Source organism: Mycobacterium sp. shizuoka-1 (genome assembly GCF_002723835.1).
Lineage (GTDB): Bacteria > Actinomycetota > Actinomycetes > Mycobacteriales > Mycobacteriaceae > Mycobacterium.
This window is the reverse complement of sequence record NZ_BEWG01000082.1, coordinates 36,048-54,293: the sequence shown is the minus strand read 5'-3', so window position 1 is coordinate 54,293 and position 18,246 is coordinate 36,048. Positions and strand designations below refer to the sequence as shown.

Below are 18,246 nucleotides of genomic sequence, written 5' to 3'. Positions count from 1 at the left end.
CTACCCCATTGGCAACGCATATTATGATCTCAGTCAGGCGTCGGCAATAAACTGCGTAGTCACAGGTCGATGCCCGGAAGGGAATGTGGACGTGGGAGTCAGTGCGCGGGACGCGACAATCGTCGGGCTCGGTATGACTGAGATGGGCAAGGTGTACGGGCGGTCCTCGACACGGCTCGCCGCGGAGGCAGTGCTGCATGCGGTGGCCGACGCGGGGTTGCAGCTGTCCGACGTCGACGGCTTGTTGGTGTCGCCGGGGGTGACCAATGACCTCGGGATCGGATTGTCGGCCGTCTTGGGACTGCACGAGTTGGCCGTTCTGAACGAAATCAAGGCCTTCGGTGCCAGCGCGGGTGTGATGGTGGCGCAGGCCGCTAGGGCTATCGCCGAGGGCGCCGCTTCCACGGTGGTCTGCGTGTTCGCGGACACACCGCTCAAACCCAAGGAATCTGCGGGCGCATCGTGGCTGGGAGCAGCGAACAAGCGGCAGAAGGGAACCCCGGCATCGGGATTCACCGGGTGGTCGCTGGTGTCCGGTGCGGTCAACCCAAACATCCTCTATGCCCTCTGTGCGAGGCGGCACATGGAACGATTCGGTACCAGCTCTACGCAACTGGCGGAAATCGCGGTGGCGCAACGGTCCTGGGCGGCCCGCAACCCACTGGCCCAACTGCGCAATCCCATCACCGTTGCCGACCACCAAGAGTCACGATGGATCGCCGATCCGCTGCACCTGCTCGACTGCTGCCTGGTCAGCAACGGAGCAGTCGCGGTCGTCGTCACCTCGGCGGAACGCGCCGTTGCGCTGGCCCAGCCACCGGTCCACGTCTGGGGCTATGGGCAGGCGCACGGGCCACGGCGAATGCATGCCGGTTCCGAGTGGGGCCTCGTCACACCCGCTGCCCGTTCGGGGCCACAGGCGATGCGTATGGCCGGGATCAGCGTCAGCGACGTCGACGTCGCGGAGCTGTACGACTGCTACACCTATACGGTCCTCGTCACGCTCGAAGACTACGGATTCTGTGCAAAGGGCGAGGGTGGCGAGTTCGTGTCGGACGGGCGGTTGGCTCCGGGCGGGGAGTTGGCCTGCAACACGGGCGGCGGTCAGTTGTCCTCCTACTACATGTGGGGTTTCACCCCACTGTCCGAGGCGATCATCCAGGCCCGTGGGGCCGGTGGCGATCGACAGGCACCGTGCAACGACGTGCTCATCGTCAGTGGCAACGGCGGCATCCTGGAACATCATTCGACGTTGGTGCTGAGCCCGCATGAACGGAGTGCCGCATGAACAGCTATCCGACTGTGCAGCGCGACGATTCGTCGGCCGCTTTCTACGATGCAGCGAGTCGCGGAGAGTTGCAGCTGAAGGCCGATGGGTCGGGTGGAGTCTGGCCTCCGCAAGCATCGTTGGATCCCGGTGATCCCGACGTGACGTTGCAACCAGTGATTGCCTCCGGTGGCGGGACATTGATGAGCTGGTCAGTGGTTCACCAGGCGCCGCATCCGCTGTTGGCCGGTGCCGTTCCGTATGTCAGCGCAGTCGTCGAACTGTCGGAGGGACCCTGGCTGTTCGTTCGGCTATACGGTGACGTAGAGCAGTGTGCCGTCGGTGCCAAGGTCCACGTCCGCTTCGATTCGACCGGTTCGCAGGATCAACCCGGCGAGGTTGTGCCGGTGTTCGAACTGGGTGCCGGTTAGATCGGGGCGACGCCGACAGCGTTTTCAGTGGCCGGTCATGCCGCCGTCGACGACGAGGGTCGTTGCGGTGATGTAGCTGGAAGCGGGGCTGGCCAGGAACAGCATCGCGGCGTCGATCTCGCGCTGTTCGGCGAATCGCGGTATGGGACAGGCGCCGACGAGTCTTTCGCGCCACTCCGGAGTAAGTTCGGCGGTCATTTCGGTCTCGATGAATCCTGGCGCGAGGGCATTGACTCGGATGCCCCGTCTAGTCGTCCATTGACCCGCGAGATCCCGCGTCAGCCCGATCAGTCCCGCCTTGCTCGCCGAGTAGGCCGCCTGCGGCAGTAGCGACCCGGACAATCCCATCACGCTCGCGACGTTCACGATGCTGGCCCCGGGCTCCATGACCCGAGCGCACGCGCACGCCATTTGATACGCCCCGACCAGATTGACGTCTATGACGCGGCGGAACTCGGAGACGCTCTGCTGCAAAGCCGGCGCGACAGCACTGATGCCGGCATTGTTGATCAAGATGTCCAACCGACCGAACTCCGAGACAGCTCGAGCTGCTGCCGCCTCGCAGGACGCCGGATCGCAGACGTCCATGCTGACCACCAGTGCCCCTCGACCGCGTTCGCGGACGGCACCGGCGGTTCGGGTCAGCTCGTCCACGCGTCGCGCGGCGAGAACCACATTGGCCCCGGACTCCGCGAGCGTACGAGCGAAACCGGCACCCAACCCGGAACTAGCGCCGGTGACCACGGCGACCCTGCCGTCGAGTCGGAAGAGATCGATGACCGACCGTGCCTCACCGTCTGGCTTGCTCAGAGCACGTGGCATAAGTTCTCCTCCTGGGATCACGATGTCACCTGGACATGCTCATCTGGACTCGACAGCCGTCGCGAACAATTGGCGTGCGGCGTTGTAATCAGCCTTACCCGATGGGGTACGCGGGACGTGCGGCACCCGGCAGATTTGGCGAGGCACCTTATAACCGGAAAGCCGCTCGCGGACAACGGCCACAATAGCGTCGTCCGTCGTCTCGCCCGCGTGCTCGGTGAGCTCCACCACGGCGACGACGCGTTGACCGAAACGTTGGTCGGCGACGCCGAAGACCAGACTGTCGGCGACACCGGGATGTGCTTTGATTGCTTGCTCGACTTCTTCGGGATAGACCTTCTCACCGCCGGTGTTGATGCAGCTGTTGCCTCGACCAATAAGGTGAATCGAACCATCCGCCTCGACGGTGGCCATATCGCCGGGTATGGAGTGTCGCACGCCGTCGATCACAGGGAAGGTGCGAGCGCTGCGCTCAGGGTCCTTGTAATAGCCGCGAGGAACCATCGTTGACGCAATTGCCACCGTGCCAATCTCGTTCGACCCCGGTGGTATCTCGCTGCCGTCGTCCCGCAGCACGCGCACACCGCGTCTGAGGCGAAAGCGCGCCGAGGCATTGCTCTGCCCTTTCCGTAAGACAGCGCCACCCATTGACCCCTCCGTTGAACCCAGCATGTCGGCCACCGCGATTTCGGGTAGGTGGTGCAACAGTCGGTCTTTTACGTCATCGGAGAGCATCGCGCCGCTGGACAAGATCATCGACAGGCTACTCAGGTCGGGTTGATCGGCTCGCTCGGCGCGTCGGTCGAGTGCATCGACGATAGGGCGGCCGAAAGCGTCGCCCACGATCACTGCGATAGCGACCTGGTGATCCTCGACTACCCGGATGAAGCTCTCGCCGTCGAAACCCTGCGAATCGTTCAGTACTACCGTGGCACCGAATAGATGTGGCGTAATCGCACCCATCCACATCCCGGCACCGTGCATCAGTGGCGGACAGGCGAACGTCCTGGTAGGCCGTTGCTCACCGTGAATCGTCAACGCGCATACTGCTGCCCGACTCGGATCCGTGACCGGCTCGTGGTGATAAGTGCCTGTTCCACCTCGCAGGAACGAGCGTGCCATGTCGCCGATGTCGTACATCACTCCTTTCGGCAGGCCAGTGGTCCCACCTGTATAGAGCATGTAGAGGTCATCTTCGGAACGCTCGATGATGGGCTGAGCGGTGGCCGTCCTCAATGCCGACTCGTAATCCAGTGCGCCCGGCAACGATGTGTCCCCGCTGCCAGCGTCAGATGCGTCTTCCACTTCGATCAATAGGCGAAGCTTGGGTAGACGATCGAGTGCCGGTTTCACTCTGGCGGCGAGGCTGGAGTGGTACACCAGTGCCTCCGCGTCGGCATTGTCGAGCAACTGTGCCAGCTCGTCGGCCTGGTAGCGATAGTTCACATTGATGGGCACCGCCCGCGTCTTGAAGGCTCCGAACTGTGCTTCGAGGTATTCCGGGCAGTTGTGGAGCAGCAAGCCAACTTTGGAATCGAATCCGATCCTATGGGCTGATAGCAGGCCGGCGAACCTGGCGGCACGTTGTTCGTAAGCACGCCAGGTCAAGACGCGGCTGCCCTGAATGACGGCGGGATGCTCCGGTACGGCTGCTGCGATTGACTCCCAGATGTCGGCGAAGTGCATCAACACGTGGTTCTCCTAGGTGGGATTCCATCCGAGAATGTATGGCGGCCCGCTGCCTGGGCCGATCAAAGTTCCGGAGCGCGATGGCAGTATGCGATGGTATCAGCATAATTATCGACGCAAAACATCACGGTGACTACCCAATGATGTTGATATTCGCATCGCCGTCGCGCCTCGAATCCGGACGGTCTGGGCGACTGCTCGCAGTCGCGCCGCCGGCAGGCCGTGGAGTGGACAGCACCTACGACCATGAATCACGTTGTGACAGAGATGGTACGGAACGCAAGCTATATACTTCTGGTCATCCCGTGTTACGTTTTGCAGTTATGAGTGGCGTACTCGGTGCCGTTGACAAGGGGGCTGCCGTAATGCCCCCCTCGATCGGCGCTCCGCCGTCAGCTGCTGACGCCTTGCGTGCCAGTGCCGCTCTGGTCCCCCTTGTGGGCTATTGGGCGCTCGACAGGTTGTGGTCACGCTCGCTGCCTGCGGGTGCCGTTGTTCCCGGCCGGGTCGAACTCGTCACGCCGGCATGGATGACTCGAGTGCTGCGACCGAAACTTGGCGGAGCACGCGTCGAATCGCTTACCGTAGAGCCGCATTCGTCAGGAACGTCGGTGCGGGCGCGCATCCGGTTGCGCTACGTGACGTCCGGCGACGCGCCACCCCTTCCTGCGACATTGTTCGTCAAGTCCACACCATCGTTGGCGACGCGGATCGGCAACGGGCTGACGGGATGCGCCCCTGCCGAGGCTGGTTTCTACAACACGGTGCGGCCGCTGCTGCGGATCGAAGCACCTCACGGGTACTACAGTGCCGTGCAACCGCTGGCGTACCGGGCCATCCACCTCTTAGAAGACCTCAGCGCCACTCGTGCGGCGACCTTCTGGACGCCGACTACCGCGCTCACCAGAGAGCAAGCCGACCAATTGGTCGAGCAACTTGCCCTACTTCATGCCCAAGCTGCCAGCACCGGCTTCCTTGACTGGCGGCGGCCGCAGTGGTTGCGCACCTATCCGCAATGGTGGCATGCGACCGGAGGGATCTCGATGATCCGCCGCTACCACCTGCGTGGTCAACAGCGTGCAGACGAGCAGGGGATCACTCCACCGGGACTGGTCGGTCGCGGCGAACGGCTCTGGCACAGCTTCGAGGCGTCGGTCGATGCTCATCGTCGGCTGCCGCACACCCTCATTCACGGTGACCCTCACCTGGGCAACTGGTACATCACCGGCGAGGGCCGAATGGGACTCTGCGACTGGCAGTGCATTTCGACTGGGCACTGGTCCCGCGACCTTGCCTACACCCTCGCTTCGGCGCTGACCATCGACCAACGTCGTGATTGGGAGGATTCACTCATTGATTCCTACCTCGATCGTCTGGGTGATGAAGGTGGCCAGGTAGTATCGCGCGATCGCGCTCGGGCGCTGTACCGCTTGCAAATACCTGGGGCACTGGCGATGTGGACGACTACGCTGTACCCGCCGAAGTTCCTGCCGGCCATGCAGCCTACGGAGACGTCGGCCGAGATGCTGCGGCGAATCCTCACTGCTATCGACGATCACGATGTCCTGCGGTTGGCGTGATCACGTCTGATCGGCGGCGCTCTGAGCCTGAATGGCGCGACTGATCTCGTCAAGCAGGCCGGGCTTGACTCGGTAGGGCGTGTAGAAGGTGACGCGGTCAGCGAGACCCTGGTAACGCCGGTACATCTCGGTCGCTACATGATCGGGTGTGCCGATCACTGCGAACTCAGCGAGTACCTCATCCGGAATCGCCGAACCCATCTCGTCCCACCGTCCTTGCTTGGAGAGGGCGTGTAGCTCGCTTTGAAGGTCACCCCAACCGTGTACGTCCAGGACTGCGCGATAGGCGGGGGTCGAGGCGTAGAACGCCAACTGCTTCTTGGTCTTGGTGACAGCGTTGGCCATCTCGCCCTCATCAGTTCCGGTCACGGTGAAGACCGGCCATGCCACCTCGGTACGGCCGCGGACGCCCTGCGCTTGGCCGCGTTCCAACGCCGGTAGCGTCACCTGCCGGAAGTACTCCGGAGTGCTGAATGCGTGCGCGATGAATCCGTCACAGACCTCGCCGGCAACCTCGGTCATCTTGACGCCGACTCCCGCGAGAAAGACTTTGGGAGTGCCGAATTCGCTACTCCCCGGATCGAAGAAGGGAGTCATCAGCGTGTGGGTGTAGAACTCTCCCCGGAAGTCGAGCTTGGTGCCCTCGTGCCAGCAGCTCCAGATTTCGCGCATCGCCATGATGATTTCACGCATCCGCGGTGCCGGATGCGACCACGGCATCGAGAATCGATTCTCGATATGTGTCCTGATCTGACTTCCGAGGCCGAGGATGAAGCGGCCTTGTGAAAGCCGCTGAAGGTCATTCGCGGTGACGGCCAATGTCATTGGCGTCCGCGCGAACGCGACGGCGATCGATGTACCGAGCTCCAAATGTGTCGTTTCCCTTGCGGCCGCCTGGACTGCGAGGAACGGATCGTGGCTCGTCTCGGCCGCCCAGGCGCCGGCGTACCCGGCGGTCTCGGCGTTGCGCGCCGTCTGAGCTGCTTCTACCGGGTCCGCCGCGATTCCTCCATCGACCTTCATGACACCTTCCCGCTGCTCGTCGTATCGAATACCGCAGGCCGACGTTCGATGACGGCCGCGACCGCCTCCCGCTGCTCGCGGGTGCCTAAACACAAAGATTGCGTGCGATCCTCGAGTGCGATCGCGTTCGCGAGGCTCGGTGCTTCCAAGTTCGACCACATGACCTCCTTGGTCATGCGAACGCCGAACGGGCTGTTGGCGGTGAAGCTGCGAGCCACCTCGACGGCGGCGTCAACAACCTCCCCATCGGATACCACGCGCAACACCAGACCACGGTCGGCAGCCTCCTCGGCACTGACCATTCGGCCGGACAACATCATTTCGAATGCCGCAGTCGTGCCGACAATGCGCGGAAGCAGGTAGCTGACACCCATATCGCAGCCGGAGAGTCCGACCCGGACGAACGCCGCACCGAACTTCGCAGATGTAGAAGCCAATCTGGTGTCCGCGCCGAGCGCCAGAGCCAAACCGCCGCCCACGGCAACGCCGTTGACCGCCGCGACGATCGGTTGCGGAAGTGCACGCATGGCGGTCACGAGCCGAGCGAACTCCTGCTGGTGCTCCATGCCGACCGCGGCCGGGTTGGACAGTCGGCGCCCACCGGAGGCTCCGTCTCTCAGCTCGCCGAGATCATGACCCGAGCAGAAGCCACGGCCCGCTCCGGTGAGGACGACTGCCCGGCAGCTGCGGTCGCGCCCGAGCTCATCGAGTGTCTCGTGAAGGTGCTCAACCAGGCGGGCCGACATGGCATTGAGCGTGGAGGGGCGGTTCAGCGTGCATACCGCCACCCCCCCCGTCGACCCTGTCGACCAGCACGGGAAGATCTTCGGTTTCCATCGGTTGTCTCCGCCCTCTCGTTGCCCCGCGCCGACAGCGCGAGCTGGTCTACAGGAACATTCAGGATCGGCGAAAGCTCCTCCTGGCGGCACCGCCTCAGGTAAGCATTTAACATCACTTCGGTACGCATTTACTAGTGGTGTAGGCATGAATACCGAACTATTGGTGATGAACTATCGATCATCACTCCGCAACATGTGATTTAATCGGAGCGAGGCCCGGGGGGCGAGCGCCTGAGTTCTTGGTGCGGTTGTCGGGTCGGGCCCGTTCGCGGTTGGGCCGCGTGTCGAGACGGTATGCGCTGACCAAGGAGAGTGAAGGGTTCCGTGGATCCAAGGCTCGTGACTGTGGATCGTAGGGTGGCGCTGGTGAGCGGTGGCAGCCGTGGCATCGGTCGGGCCATTGCACTTGGCTTGGCGAAAGACGGCTGCGATATCGCCGTCAACTTCCGTCGAGACGTGGACGCCGCGGCGGCAACGGTTTCCGAGATCGAGGCGCTCGGCGCCCGTGCGGTTGCGGTGCAGGCAAGCGTCGACGACGAGGCAGCCTGCAATGAAATCGTGCAGAACGTCGTCGAGAAGCTAGGGCCGCCGAGCATCGTGGTGCACAGCGGCGGCATCGCCAGTTCCGGCCGCAGCGTTCTCGACACCGAATTCGCCGAAGTCCAGCGCGTGATGGGAGTGCACGCTTACGGCGGATTCCACCTCGCCAAGGCGTGCATACCCTATCTGGTCGACTCGCCCCGAGGCGACATCGTCATGGTCTCATCGATCGCTGCTGACGAGTTGGCGGCCAACGGCTCGCCCTACAACATGGCCAAGGCTGCCCTGGAGGCGCTGGCCATGACGCTGTCCAAAGAGCTCCTACCGTATGGCACCCATGTCAACATCGTCGCGCCGGGCCTGGTGAGTACCGAGATGGGTGATCGTCTCACGCAGGCGATTACAAGAGGCAAGGTCAAGGAGGCGGCCGGCCTCGACGCCCGAGCGCCGTTCGGCCACGTATGCCATCCCGACGAGGTTGCCGACGTAGTGCGGTTTCTGGTCTCCGACGCTGCCAGTTACGTCAGCGGTGTTCGGATAAAGGTGAGTGGCGGCTTGGGAAACCGCTGGGACTGAGCATCTTTCGAAGTTGCCCTCGGCCGGTGATGGCACGGCGAGCAGCCAAGTAGTCAGATCTCTGCGTCGCAGTAGGACGCCGACGGACGTTGAGGAGGAGCATCGATGTGGATCAAGGCGGCTGTGCTGCGGTCCGCGGATGGGCCGTTTCTCATCGAGGATGTCGAGCTGTGCGATCCCGCGCCTGACGAAGTTCGGTTGCGAATCTCTGGCACGGGCTTGTGCCATACCGATCTGCTACCAAGGCATCCCGGCTTCGCAGCGGTGTCTCCCATAGTGCTTGGCCATGAGGCCTCCGGAGTCGTCGATGCGGTGGGCGAGGCGGTCACCAATGTCGTCGTCGGGGACCATGTGGTGGCATCCTTCGACTCGTGCCGACAGTGTGCTACCTGCACGTCGGGCCACCCGGCGTACTGCGATGGCTTTGTGGTGCGCAATCTGACGGGTGTGGGAATCGAACACTCCGACTCTGTGCTTGATATCGACGGCAACACCATTGCCTCACGTTGGTTCGGGCAGTCGTCATTCGCCAGCCACGCCATTGTCGCTGCTCGCAATATCGTCAAGGTCGACCCGAGTCTTCCCCTGGAACTGTTGGGTCCGCTGGGGTGCGGAATGCTCACCGGCGCGGGATCGATCTTTGGAGCGCTTGGCGTGACACGGGGCTCGAGCGTGGTCGCTTTCGGTGCGGGAAGCGTAGGTCTGTCGGCCGTAATGGCGGCGCGAGTTGTGGGGGCCGCGGTCATCGTCGCCGTCGATGTACACCCGGCGCGCCTGCAGTGGGCACGTGAACTGGGTGCAACACATGTCGTACCCGGCGCCGCGGACGACTTGTCCGAACAGCTGGCCGAGGCCACCGGTGGGGGCGCTGATTATGCGCTGGACACCACTGGCATTCCCGCGGTGGTTCAGGTCGCCATCCGGTCGTTGAAACGCACCGGCACCTGCGGCTTGGTCGGCGCGCAGCAGGGCCCGCTGATGCTGGAACCCATCGACCTGGCATTCGGCCGCACCGTCAAGGGGATCTTGGTGGGCGATGCGGTACCCGAGGTCGTGATTCCTCACCTCATCGAACTGTGGCAGCAGGGTTGCTTCCCCTTCGATCGACTTGTTACACGCTACCGACTCGACCAGATCAACGAGGCCGAGAGTGCGAGCCTTCGCGGTGAGGTAGTGAAAGCGGTTCTGGTTCCCTGAATTCCTGGCAGCGTGCGTCTTGAAAGGAGCACACCATGCAGTACAAATACACCACCATCTACGTTGACGGCCAGTGGGTTGAACCCCAAGGGCAAGAACCGATCCCGGTGATCTCACCCGCAAGCGAGCGGCAGATCGGGGTGGTGCCGCGGTCGACGTCAGCCGACGTGGACAGGGCTGTCGCTGCGGCACGGCAGGCGCTGACTGCCTCCCAGTGGAGCGGCCTCGGCGCCGAAGACCGGTCAAAGGTGCTGATGCGATTGGCCGATGAACTGGAAGCCAACTCAACCGAACGTGCCGCCCTGACGTCGATCCAAAATGGCATGCCGATCATGATTGCGGGGCCAGCCGAGGGCAGCGCTCCCGTGGGTATCCTGCGTTATTACGCGGCCCTGGCAAACGAGATGGCAGTCGAGGAGCGGCGGCCCCGGCTCGGCGGCGGGGGCACGACAGTCGTGCGGCGTGAGCCGGTGGGTGTGGTGGCCGCCATCGTGCCCTGGAACTACCCGCAGGCCTTGACGATGTTCAAGCTTGCACCAGCTCTCGCGGCCGGCTGCACCGTTGTATTGAAGCCGGCGCCGGAGACGACACTTGATGCGCTGGAGCTGGCCGCGGCTGCCGAGCGGGCCGGCTTGCCGTCCGGTGTGCTCAATGTGGTTACCGGTGCCGCCGATGTCGGCGCGTATCTGGTCTCCCATCCCGGTGTGGACAAGGTGGCGTTCACTGGATCGACAGCTGCAGGTCGTGCGATCGGTGAGGCGTGCGGTCGGCTGTTGCGTCCGGTCACCCTGGAACTCGGCGGAAAGTCGGCGGCGATTGTGCTCGATGACGCGGACGTGGCGGCCGTGGCTACCGGGCTGGCGTCGGTCTCGTTGCTCAACAACGGGCAGACGTGTCATCTGTCCACCCGAATTCTCGCCCCCCGCAACAGGTACGACGAAGTCGTCGGCGCGGTGGCAGCGATGGCGTCGGCGTTGCCGGTGGGTGACCCCCTCGATCCGGCGACGTTCATCGGACCCCTTGTCTCGCAGCGACAGCGTGATCGCGTGGAGTCCTACATCGAGCAGGGGAAATCGAGCGGCGCTACCCTGGTCGCCGGTGGCGGCCGCCCCGCTCTAGAGGCGGGCTGGTTTGTCCAGCCAACTGTCTTCGGAGACGTTGACAACAGCAGCGTAATCGCGCGCGAAGAGATTTTCGGGCCCGTGCTGAGCGTCATCCCTTACGGGGACGTCGACGAGGCGGTGAACATCGCCAACGACTCCGATTACGGTCTCGGGGGCAGCATCTGGACTACGGACCTCGACAAGGGTCTGGATGTCGCTCGTCGTGTGGAGACGGGAAGCATCGGAGTGAACTTCTACGAACTGGACCTCGGCTCGCCGTTCGGTGGCGCCAAGGCGAGCGGTCTGGGACGCGAGTTGGGACCCGAGGGACTGGCCGCGTACTACCAGCTGAAGTCGATCTACCTGAGGTAGAGCCAGAACTCGACGGGCGCATCGACGTCACTGCGGGGAGTCGAGTCTTCTCATCGACGAGCTGATTCGGACCACCTCGACAATCAACGAGGTGTCGGTTGCCAGAACACCATCCATGGACTGGATGGCACTGACGATGGACATTAGGTCCTGGGCGGTTCTAGCGGTCACCGCAACGTTGAGATCCCAGCTGCCCAGGCAGGTGGCGGCAAAGGCCACACTGGGCGACTGGGCGAGCTCCTTGAAGGTCGCGTACAGGCGGTGCCGATCGACCCGAATCGACACTGTCGCAATTACTCGGATCCGCCCCAGCGCAACGGTGTCCACCAGGGCTAAGACGCGGATGAGCCCGGACTGGGTAAGTCTGGTGACACGCGCTCGAACAGTTCCTTCGGACACTCCGAATCGCCGGGCCATCATGCGGGAGGACTGGCGTCCGTCATCGGCCAACGCTTGCACGATCGCGAAGTCGAGGTCGTCGAGCCCGATCCGTGGAGCAGGCATTCGGATCGGAGGGGTGTTGTGACCGAAAAATAGCTGCCGGCCGTGGGTGGGCACGGCAGTGTCGGTGGCCACGTCGACGTCGAGATCAGCCAACCCGTCGACCGCGGCGACCCGTTCGGTCAGATCTCGCAGCTCCGCGCGATCAGCGACCAGGAAATACCCGAGAACGTCGAATGAACCCAGCGCGACCGACACTGCTTCGCACTGCGGGAAGCCGCTGATGTCGTCGGCCACCTCCCGCGGGGTGCGGATTCGGGTCTTGATGCGGCAGATCACCAACCACTCGAAACCGGCCAGTTCCCAATCGATGATCGCGGAGAAGGCCAACACGCCAGAGTCGATGAGCTTGTGCAGGCGGATGCTGACAGCAGACTCGCTGATGCCGGTTCGACGGGCGAGTTCTCGGTTCGTGAGCTTGCCGTCCGCGATCAGCTCTTCGATCAATGCTGTGTCCTGGTCATCGATCGCGGCCGGCGGCGATGCGGTGTAACCGTCAGAGGGCGTCAGCCCTGCCAGGTCCTGCCTGACCACTAACGCACCGTTTCCCAGGCGCGGCAGTCACGATCGCTCGCCCTGTATGCGACGCGAATCATCGCCCCTTCCCCGTTCGGATCTAGAGTATGCGGACGTAGGACCGCTGTAATGTGCGCACACTCCAATCCACAAAGCGTACTGCCGAAGATTGCCGCCCGCGCCGGTTTTGGAACTGCGCTGACATGCGCGTCACGGTAGGCCATCATCCATCTGAGCTACGAAGATTGGGTTCAAAATCCTTGCATGGCGCTAGTTCGCGTAATACTGTGGTCGATACGTGGGGTGATTCAGAACACGCAACCGAACAATGAGGTAGGTACTATCTTGGCGATCACGGAACGGCATGGTGGACCCGTGGCGGCCGTCAGCACTGCACGGCGACGAGCGCCCGGCCCGGGGGTGGGCCGGCTGGCAGCGATGTTTGCGCGCTCCCGCGATCCGTTTCAACTTCTCAGCGATTGTGTCGAGCGCTACGGCGACTTCTACTCACTTCCGCTGGGGCCGGGCGGGACGATGGTGGTCAATGACCCTGAGCACGTTGGCAGTTGGCTGTTGGACTACTCGCGGTATCACAAAGGCGTGATGTCGAGAGCGTTGGTGCCCGCTATCGGCGAGAGCATCCCGGTGGCCGACGGCGAGCCATGGAAGCGCAACCGCAGATTGCTCAATCCGGCATTCGCGCGCCGGAATCTCAACGGAATCGCGGCGATTCTGAGCAGCGCCGTCGATGACACGTTGGAACGTTGGGATGCGATCGCGGCGGCGGGCGATGAAGTGGACCTCTATCGCGAGCTCTCCATCCTGACGATGGCGGCACTGCAGCGATCGATGTTCTCCTCCTCGGTGCCCTCCGACGGCATTCCCGAACTGGTCGATGACTTTCGGGTTCAGACCAACTACATGGGTGGGCTGATGCTCACCTTCTGGGCGCCGTCCTTCGTTCCCGTGCCACACGAACGTGGTGGGAAGGTGGCCGTGGCAGCAATTCGCCGCCGGATCGAGGCCGCGATCGACCATCGGCGAGCCAACCCCAACGACAGCTCCGATGTGCTCAACACGCTACTGGCAGTTGGCGAAGGCGACGGCGAGGGGGCACTGGAGCACGAGAATCTCGTCGATCAATTGATCGGCTTGTGGTTCGGTGGATTCGACACTACGGCGTCTGCCCTTGCCTGGACGGTCGCGATGCTGGCGCAGAATCCTGACGCCATGGAGGCGATGCGCGCCGAGGCGGACGGCTATACCGGCAACTTCGACTCGTTTGCCGACCTGAATCTACTGCCGTACTCGAAAGCGGCATTTGACGAAGCGCAACGATTGCAGGGCGCTCTCCTCCTGACCCGTCAGGCACTCGAGGACGACGAGATCGCTGGCTATCACGTGCCGGCGGGAAGCCAGGTTGGTGTCAGTGCCTACACCATCAACCGGCACCCAGCCCTCTGGGACAATCCCGAGCGGTACGACCCGATGCGCTGGCTAGACGAGCGCAAGGCAGCTCAGCATCGCTTCCAATTCGTCCAGTTCGGTGGCGGCCCACGGCACTGCATCGGCGTCGGCATGGCCTACCTCGAGGCGCAGTTTGTTCTGACGAAAATTGCCCAGCGCTTCTACATCCAACCCCGCCCGGGATGGACACCACGTCACGACTTTCATCTCAGCGTCGGGCTCAAAGGTGGTCTGCCCGGTCGGATCATTCGCCGCAAGCATGGAGTCTCAGCATGAAAAGAGTGATCTTCGACGACAATCTGTGCCAAGGCACCAAGGAGTGCGCGTCGATCGCGGCACAGACGGTGACATTCGCCAGCGATGGCATTGCGGAAGGTACCGACGCGGTGATCGACGATGACACCGCAGAGCGCATGGTCTCTTCCTGCCCGAGCATGGCCATCACCGCCGTCGACGCCTGAGCACAGTAAACGACAACACATTACGAGAACAGGAGTACATGAGAATGACTGCTAACGACTATGACGTAATCATCAAGGGTGGCACCTTGATTGACGGAACGAACACACCGCGCAAGTTCGCCGACGTTGCGATTCGCGACGGCCGGATCGCCCGGATCGGTGGACTGGGCAATGCAACGGCGACCCGGATCGTCGATGCGTCCGGAAAGATCATCGCGCCGGGTGTGGTCGATGTGCACACCCACTACGATGCTGCGATCTTCTGGGATCCGTACTGCACACCCTCGGGCTATCACGGGATGACTACCGCTGTGGTGTCGAACTGTGGCTTCGGTTTCGCTCCGTGCAAGAAGGAAAAGGCGGTGCAGGAACGCTACATGGGCATGATGGAGACCACTGAGCAGATTCCCACCGCCGCGCTGCGCGAGGCACTGCCGTTCTCATGGGAGTCGTTCCCGGAGTGGCTGGACGTCGTCAAGGGTCTTGGCAAGGGCATCAACGTCGCCAGCTACATTCCGCTGAACTCGCTGATGATCTTTGTGATGGGATCGGTCGAGGACGCCCGCGATCGACTGCCTACCGAGGTCGAGCTGGCCGAGATGAAGCGTCTCTTGCGGGAAGCTCTGGAAGCTGGAGCCATTGGGTTCGCCTTCTCCAAGCTCAATGAGTTCAACTCGCACAAGGACCACGGCTCGCCGATGCCCACCGACGCCGCCGATGAGTCCACCGCCTATGCATTGGCCGAGGTGCTTCGAGAGATGGACTACGGCGTCATCCAGGCATTGGTCGACTTGCCGATGGCCATCGACAACAACCACATCGCTGAGAGGCTTGCCGAGATCTCGGGACGCCCGGTGCTGCAGAACATCATCGTGCCGTTCGACCACATTCCCGAGGAGATCGACCGGGTTCTGAATTGGCTGGACGCGTGTGAGGCCAAGGGGCTGGACTGCTACTCACAGGCTCTTGCCTTCCGTACCTGGCAGGAATCGCGGCTGCTGGATTGGAACACCTGGGATATCCTTCCGGCGTTTGCTGAGTTCTCCGAGCTCGGTGACGACATCGACGCACGGGTCGCCAAGGCCAGCGATCCCGAGTGGCGGGCGAGGATCAAGGAAGTCCACACGGTGGACAACATGACATCCGGTGGCGGCATGCTCGACAACTTGAAGCTGATCACCATGCCCGACGCCAGTGATCCGCGCATCGGCAAGCGATTCGGCGACATCGCCGAAGAGGCGGGTATCCACGTTGTGGACGCCTTCTTCGACGCCGTTGTCGACTCCCGTTGCGAAATGGACTTCCGCACACTTAGTTCGATGAGCCAGGACCCGGCGCTGTTCGAAAAGCTCTACAAGCATCCGCGTGTCATCGCAGGCACCTCCGACGGCGGTGCACACATCCGGTTCTTCAGCGGCGGGAATTTTTCGACCGACCTGATCCTGTGGCTTGCGTTGGAAGAGAAGCGTTTTACTCTCGAGGAACTCCATCACAAGTTCAGCATGATGCCCGCACGGCTGCTCAACCTGGTTGATCGAGGCGCACTGCTGCCGGGCTTCGCGGCAGACCTGATGATCTACGATCCGGAGACACTGGGCTACCCCGATCAGTATGAGTTGGTGACGGACCTGCCTGGAGGTGAGTTCCGGCGGGTGATCCCGGCATTCGGTATCGATCTGATCATGGTCAACGGTGTCGTGACGTTCGAGAGCGGCATGAAGTCCACCGGGGCAACCCCCGGTCGGGTGCTCGTGTCTGCAGGGGTTGGGGAAAACAACTAAGCTGCCGGTCCCTTCCCTCACGGGGGGCATGAAGGACTGGCCGAGATGGTCGGGGCGAAGGCGCTTGGCTCTCCATGGAGGAGAAGGGCGCCTTCGCCCTGACTGCGTATGCAGGCTCGGTTTACATCCAAGCAGCATGTCAGCTTCGGACAAGCATTACTGAGGCACCCGGGTGCCACGGGCGAAAGACGGGACCCCGCACGTCAAATGTGCGGAGGTCCCTGTCATCTCCGCGGGCGCTCGGGTACTTTCCTCAATTCCGGCGGCTAGCCCGGTTCGCGGCAGTCATCATCGCCGACACCCGTTCAGCGACCATCACGCATCCCAGGTATGTGTTGCCCGCGGGTATGGTCGGCATGGCGGAAGCGTCGACGACGCGCAGTCCAGACACACCTCGCACCTGACATTCAGAATCGAGGACTTGACCCATCGGGCAGGTGCCAACCATATGGCCGTAGCTGATGATGACGCGCGCCAGCGCATCTTCGACTGCTGTCGGAGATGCGAGCTCATGCGGTTCGGCAGGCCGGCAGCCGAAATCGCGGAAAGCAGATGACTGCTCCCAGTCGGCAATTCGCTGGAAAGCGTGACCCAGCCGGATGTCGACATCGGTAGGCATCGGAGGTGCTGTCACAACGGGCGGAGCCTGGGGATCCTGGGCGAGCTCGACACGTCCTTGTCCGGTGGACTTCAAAACATAGGCGAGCAGCAGGAAATCTCCCGGCCGAGTGAGGTCCGGAGACGGTGAGGGGAATACGTGGTAGTCGATTTCGCGGCCGTTGGAGGAGCCGACGAGAACGGTCTGTGCGGGCCCGCCGAGCATCTCTGTCGGCCCGTCATGGTGATAGCGCAGGGCAGTGCCGAGGTGGTCACTCATCGTCAAACCGACTGGTAGGTCTGCATGTACCGCGATGCCGCGCGCCTCGAGCTCAGCTCGCGGGCCGATGCCTGATCTCATCAGCAGGGTCGGCGAACCAATCGCGCCGGCAGAAACGATGACCTCGTCGGCCATGAGTGTTTCCCCACACTCGAGGTTCACGCCGACCGCCTTGGCTCCTTCGATGATGATCGTCGACACAGGCGAGTTAGGCCGAAGGGTCAGGTTCGCTCGTCCGCGGACCTGCTCGGTCAAATAGGCCGTGCTGACCGTCAGTCGTTGCCGTGAACTGTCGAGTGTTGCGGGGAAGGCCCCGATGCCCGGCAGCTGATCGGGGTCATTGACGTCGTCGACGCTCGGAACACCGATTTCACGCAGGCCCTCGGAAAATGCCCTCTGAAAGGTGCTGTTCTCCTCGGATCTCCAACGGCTCACCGACAGTGGACCGCGGTTGCCGTGGATCGGTGCGTCAGGAAAGTCCAAATCGTTTTCGGCTGCGATGAAGTACTGGCGAACATCACGCCAGCCCCAACCGTCGAGGCCGGCCTGCTCCCAGCCGTCGTAGTCCTGCGGCTGACCCCGGATCGTCGCCAAATAATTGACGGCTGAGGTGCCGCCCATGACGTTACCCAGAACCATGGGGATGACTCCCTTAGGGTGCGCCATCGTGGTGACCGTGGAGTTCGCCAGCGTCGACCACACTTCGTGCGCCCGCCGCGGATCACGAACCTCTGCACCGTAGTTGTCAGTGGCGCCGGACTCCAGGAGCGTTACCGACATCAGGGGGTCTTCGCTCAGCCGGGCCGCCAGCACCGCGCCTGCCGTGCCGCCACCGACGACGATGACCGACCGCGCCGGTCGGTCAGCCGCGAACGTATCCGACGGGGCGGATCGTTGATCACAAGTCATGTTGGCATTGCTCATGGGCTAACTATACGCATTACCGAGTCAAGTCTATGGTGGGTTGCCTATCTGCGTAGAATATGTCCAAAACATGCAGCTAATGCTTCAGGTGCTGACGCGTTGTGACGTATACTGTGCGTTCCCCGAAGCTCGTCGTTATATGGACGCCGGGTGGTCCCCTCGAACAGGGGCGTGTGCGCTCGTCGTTTCGATGGGCGGCGTGGATGGCCGGAGATGTTTCCTCTGCAAGAAGGGCCGAGTCGTGGATCGTGGCGCCGTAGTTCGTCTTGCTTGGGATCTG

General features: G+C 62.7%; 16 protein-coding genes. 9 read left to right on the top strand and 7 right to left on the bottom strand.

Features of this window, described 5'->3' with window-relative positions; genetic code table 11:
• The first annotated feature begins 91 nt into the window (after nt 1-91).
• Nucleotides 92-1,288 carry a thiolase family protein gene (locus tag MSZK_RS22510; RefSeq protein WP_255414247.1) on the top strand — a complete coding sequence of 399 codons (1,197 nt, stop codon included), beginning with the start codon at nt 92-94 and terminating at the stop codon, nt 1,286-1,288.
• Complete coding sequence (locus MSZK_RS22505) at nt 1,285-1,698, top strand: Zn-ribbon domain-containing OB-fold protein (protein WP_099250764.1); 414 nt, start codon at nt 1,285-1,287, stop codon at nt 1,696-1,698. The genes MSZK_RS22510 and MSZK_RS22505 overlap by 4 nt, the downstream gene beginning before the upstream one ends.
• Before the next feature lie 24 nt (nt 1,699-1,722).
• Here MSZK_RS22505 and MSZK_RS22500 read toward each other — a convergent pair whose 3' ends face one another.
• Nucleotides 1,723-2,520 carry an SDR family NAD(P)-dependent oxidoreductase gene (locus tag MSZK_RS22500; RefSeq protein WP_099250763.1) on the bottom strand — a complete coding sequence of 266 codons (798 nt, stop codon included), beginning with the start codon at nt 2,518-2,520 and terminating at the stop codon, nt 1,723-1,725.
• A gap of 39 nt (nt 2,521-2,559) precedes the next feature.
• Nucleotides 2,560-4,206, bottom strand: a complete 1,647-nt coding sequence (locus MSZK_RS22495) for an AMP-binding protein (RefSeq protein WP_233211462.1) — start codon at nt 4,204-4,206, stop codon at nt 2,560-2,562.
• 614 nt (nt 4,207-4,820) lie between these two features.
• Between MSZK_RS22495 and MSZK_RS22490 the strand changes: the two genes are divergently transcribed.
• Nucleotides 4,821-5,789 (top strand): aminoglycoside phosphotransferase family protein, encoded by a 969-nt coding sequence (locus tag MSZK_RS22490; protein WP_233211455.1) that lies wholly within the window; start codon nt 4,821-4,823, stop codon nt 5,787-5,789.
• Here MSZK_RS22490 and MSZK_RS22485 read toward each other — a convergent pair whose 3' ends face one another.
• The gene (locus MSZK_RS22485; protein ID WP_099250760.1) at nt 5,790-6,812 is read right to left on the bottom strand and encodes a TIGR03617 family F420-dependent LLM class oxidoreductase; all 1,023 of its coding nucleotides are present in this window, start codon (nt 6,810-6,812) and stop codon (nt 5,790-5,792) included.
• On the bottom strand, nt 6,809-7,600 hold the full coding sequence (locus tag MSZK_RS22480) for an enoyl-CoA hydratase/isomerase family protein (RefSeq protein WP_371411375.1): 792 nt from the start codon (nt 7,598-7,600) through the stop codon (nt 6,809-6,811). Before MSZK_RS22480 ends, MSZK_RS22485 begins: the two co-directional genes overlap by 4 nt.
• 408 nt (nt 7,601-8,008) lie before the next feature.
• On the opposite strand from MSZK_RS22480, the gene MSZK_RS22475 reads away from it, so the two are divergent.
• The 3 genes from MSZK_RS22475 to MSZK_RS22465 all read left to right on the top strand — a co-directional run bounded on the left by MSZK_RS22475 (nt 8,009) and on the right by MSZK_RS22465 (nt 11,439).
• The gene (locus tag MSZK_RS22475) at nt 8,009-8,767 is read left to right on the top strand and encodes an SDR family NAD(P)-dependent oxidoreductase (protein WP_233211453.1); all 759 of its coding nucleotides are present in this window, start codon (nt 8,009-8,011) and stop codon (nt 8,765-8,767) included.
• A 105-nt stretch (nt 8,768-8,872) separates the two neighbouring features.
• Nucleotides 8,873-9,964, top strand: a complete 1,092-nt coding sequence (locus MSZK_RS22470; protein ID WP_099250757.1) for an NAD(P)-dependent alcohol dehydrogenase — start codon at nt 8,873-8,875, stop codon at nt 9,962-9,964.
• A gap of 35 nt (nt 9,965-9,999) precedes the next feature.
• Nucleotides 10,000-11,439: an aldehyde dehydrogenase gene (locus MSZK_RS22465; protein ID WP_099250756.1), complete on the top strand. Its 1,440-nt coding sequence runs from the start codon at nt 10,000-10,002 to the stop codon at nt 11,437-11,439.
• Nucleotides 11,440-11,466: 27 nt separating this feature from the next.
• On the opposite strand, the gene MSZK_RS22460 is transcribed toward MSZK_RS22465, so the two are convergent.
• Nucleotides 11,467-12,474 (bottom strand): Lrp/AsnC family transcriptional regulator, encoded by a 1,008-nt coding sequence (locus tag MSZK_RS22460; protein ID WP_099250755.1) that lies wholly within the window; start codon nt 12,472-12,474, stop codon nt 11,467-11,469.
• A 357-nt stretch (nt 12,475-12,831) separates the two neighbouring features.
• On the opposite strand from MSZK_RS22460, the gene MSZK_RS22455 reads away from it, so the two are divergent.
• Nucleotides 12,832-14,199, top strand: a complete 1,368-nt coding sequence (locus MSZK_RS22455) for a cytochrome P450 (protein WP_158230633.1) — start codon at nt 12,832-12,834, stop codon at nt 14,197-14,199.
• 5 nt (nt 14,200-14,204) lie between these two features.
• A complete protein-coding gene (locus MSZK_RS22450; RefSeq protein ID WP_099250753.1) occupies nt 14,205-14,384 on the top strand; it encodes a ferredoxin in 180 nt (59 codons plus the stop codon).
• A gap of 20 nt (nt 14,385-14,404) precedes the next feature.
• Here MSZK_RS22450 and MSZK_RS32470 read toward each other — a convergent pair whose 3' ends face one another.
• Nucleotides 14,405-14,623: a hypothetical protein gene (locus MSZK_RS32470; protein WP_158230632.1), complete on the bottom strand. Its 219-nt coding sequence runs from the start codon at nt 14,621-14,623 to the stop codon at nt 14,405-14,407.
• Here MSZK_RS32470 and MSZK_RS22445 point away from each other — a divergent pair.
• Nucleotides 14,609-16,165, top strand: a complete 1,557-nt coding sequence (locus tag MSZK_RS22445; RefSeq protein WP_158230631.1) for an amidohydrolase family protein — start codon at nt 14,609-14,611, stop codon at nt 16,163-16,165. The genes MSZK_RS32470 and MSZK_RS22445 overlap by 15 nt on opposite strands.
• A gap of 253 nt (nt 16,166-16,418) precedes the next feature.
• Here MSZK_RS22445 and MSZK_RS22440 read toward each other — a convergent pair whose 3' ends face one another.
• Nucleotides 16,419-17,966: a GMC family oxidoreductase gene (locus MSZK_RS22440; protein ID WP_099250751.1), complete on the bottom strand. Its 1,548-nt coding sequence runs from the start codon at nt 17,964-17,966 to the stop codon at nt 16,419-16,421.
• Between the last annotated feature and the right edge of the window lie 280 nt (nt 17,967-18,246).

Excerpts from the sequence above, each read along its gene's own strand:
- MSZK_RS22505 (WP_099250764.1), top strand. The coding sequence starts at position 1,285 with ATGAACAGCTATCCGACTGTGCAGCGCGACGATTCGTCGGCCGCTTTC.
- MSZK_RS22500 (WP_099250763.1), bottom strand. The coding sequence starts at position 2,520 with ATGCCACGTGCTCTGAGCAAGCCAGACGGTGAGGCACGGTCGGTCATC.
- MSZK_RS22495 (WP_233211462.1), bottom strand. The coding sequence starts at position 4,206 with ATGCACTTCGCCGACATCTGGGAGTCAATCGCAGCAGCCGTACCGGAG.
- MSZK_RS22485 (WP_099250760.1), bottom strand. The coding sequence starts at position 6,812 with ATGAAGGTCGATGGAGGAATCGCGGCGGACCCGGTAGAAGCAGCTCAG.
- MSZK_RS22470 (WP_099250757.1), top strand. The coding sequence starts at position 8,873 with ATGTGGATCAAGGCGGCTGTGCTGCGGTCCGCGGATGGGCCGTTTCTC.
- MSZK_RS22465 (WP_099250756.1), top strand. The coding sequence starts at position 10,000 with ATGCAGTACAAATACACCACCATCTACGTTGACGGCCAGTGGGTTGAA.
- MSZK_RS22440 (WP_099250751.1), bottom strand. The coding sequence starts at position 17,966 with ATGAGCAATGCCAACATGACTTGTGATCAACGATCCGCCCCGTCGGAT.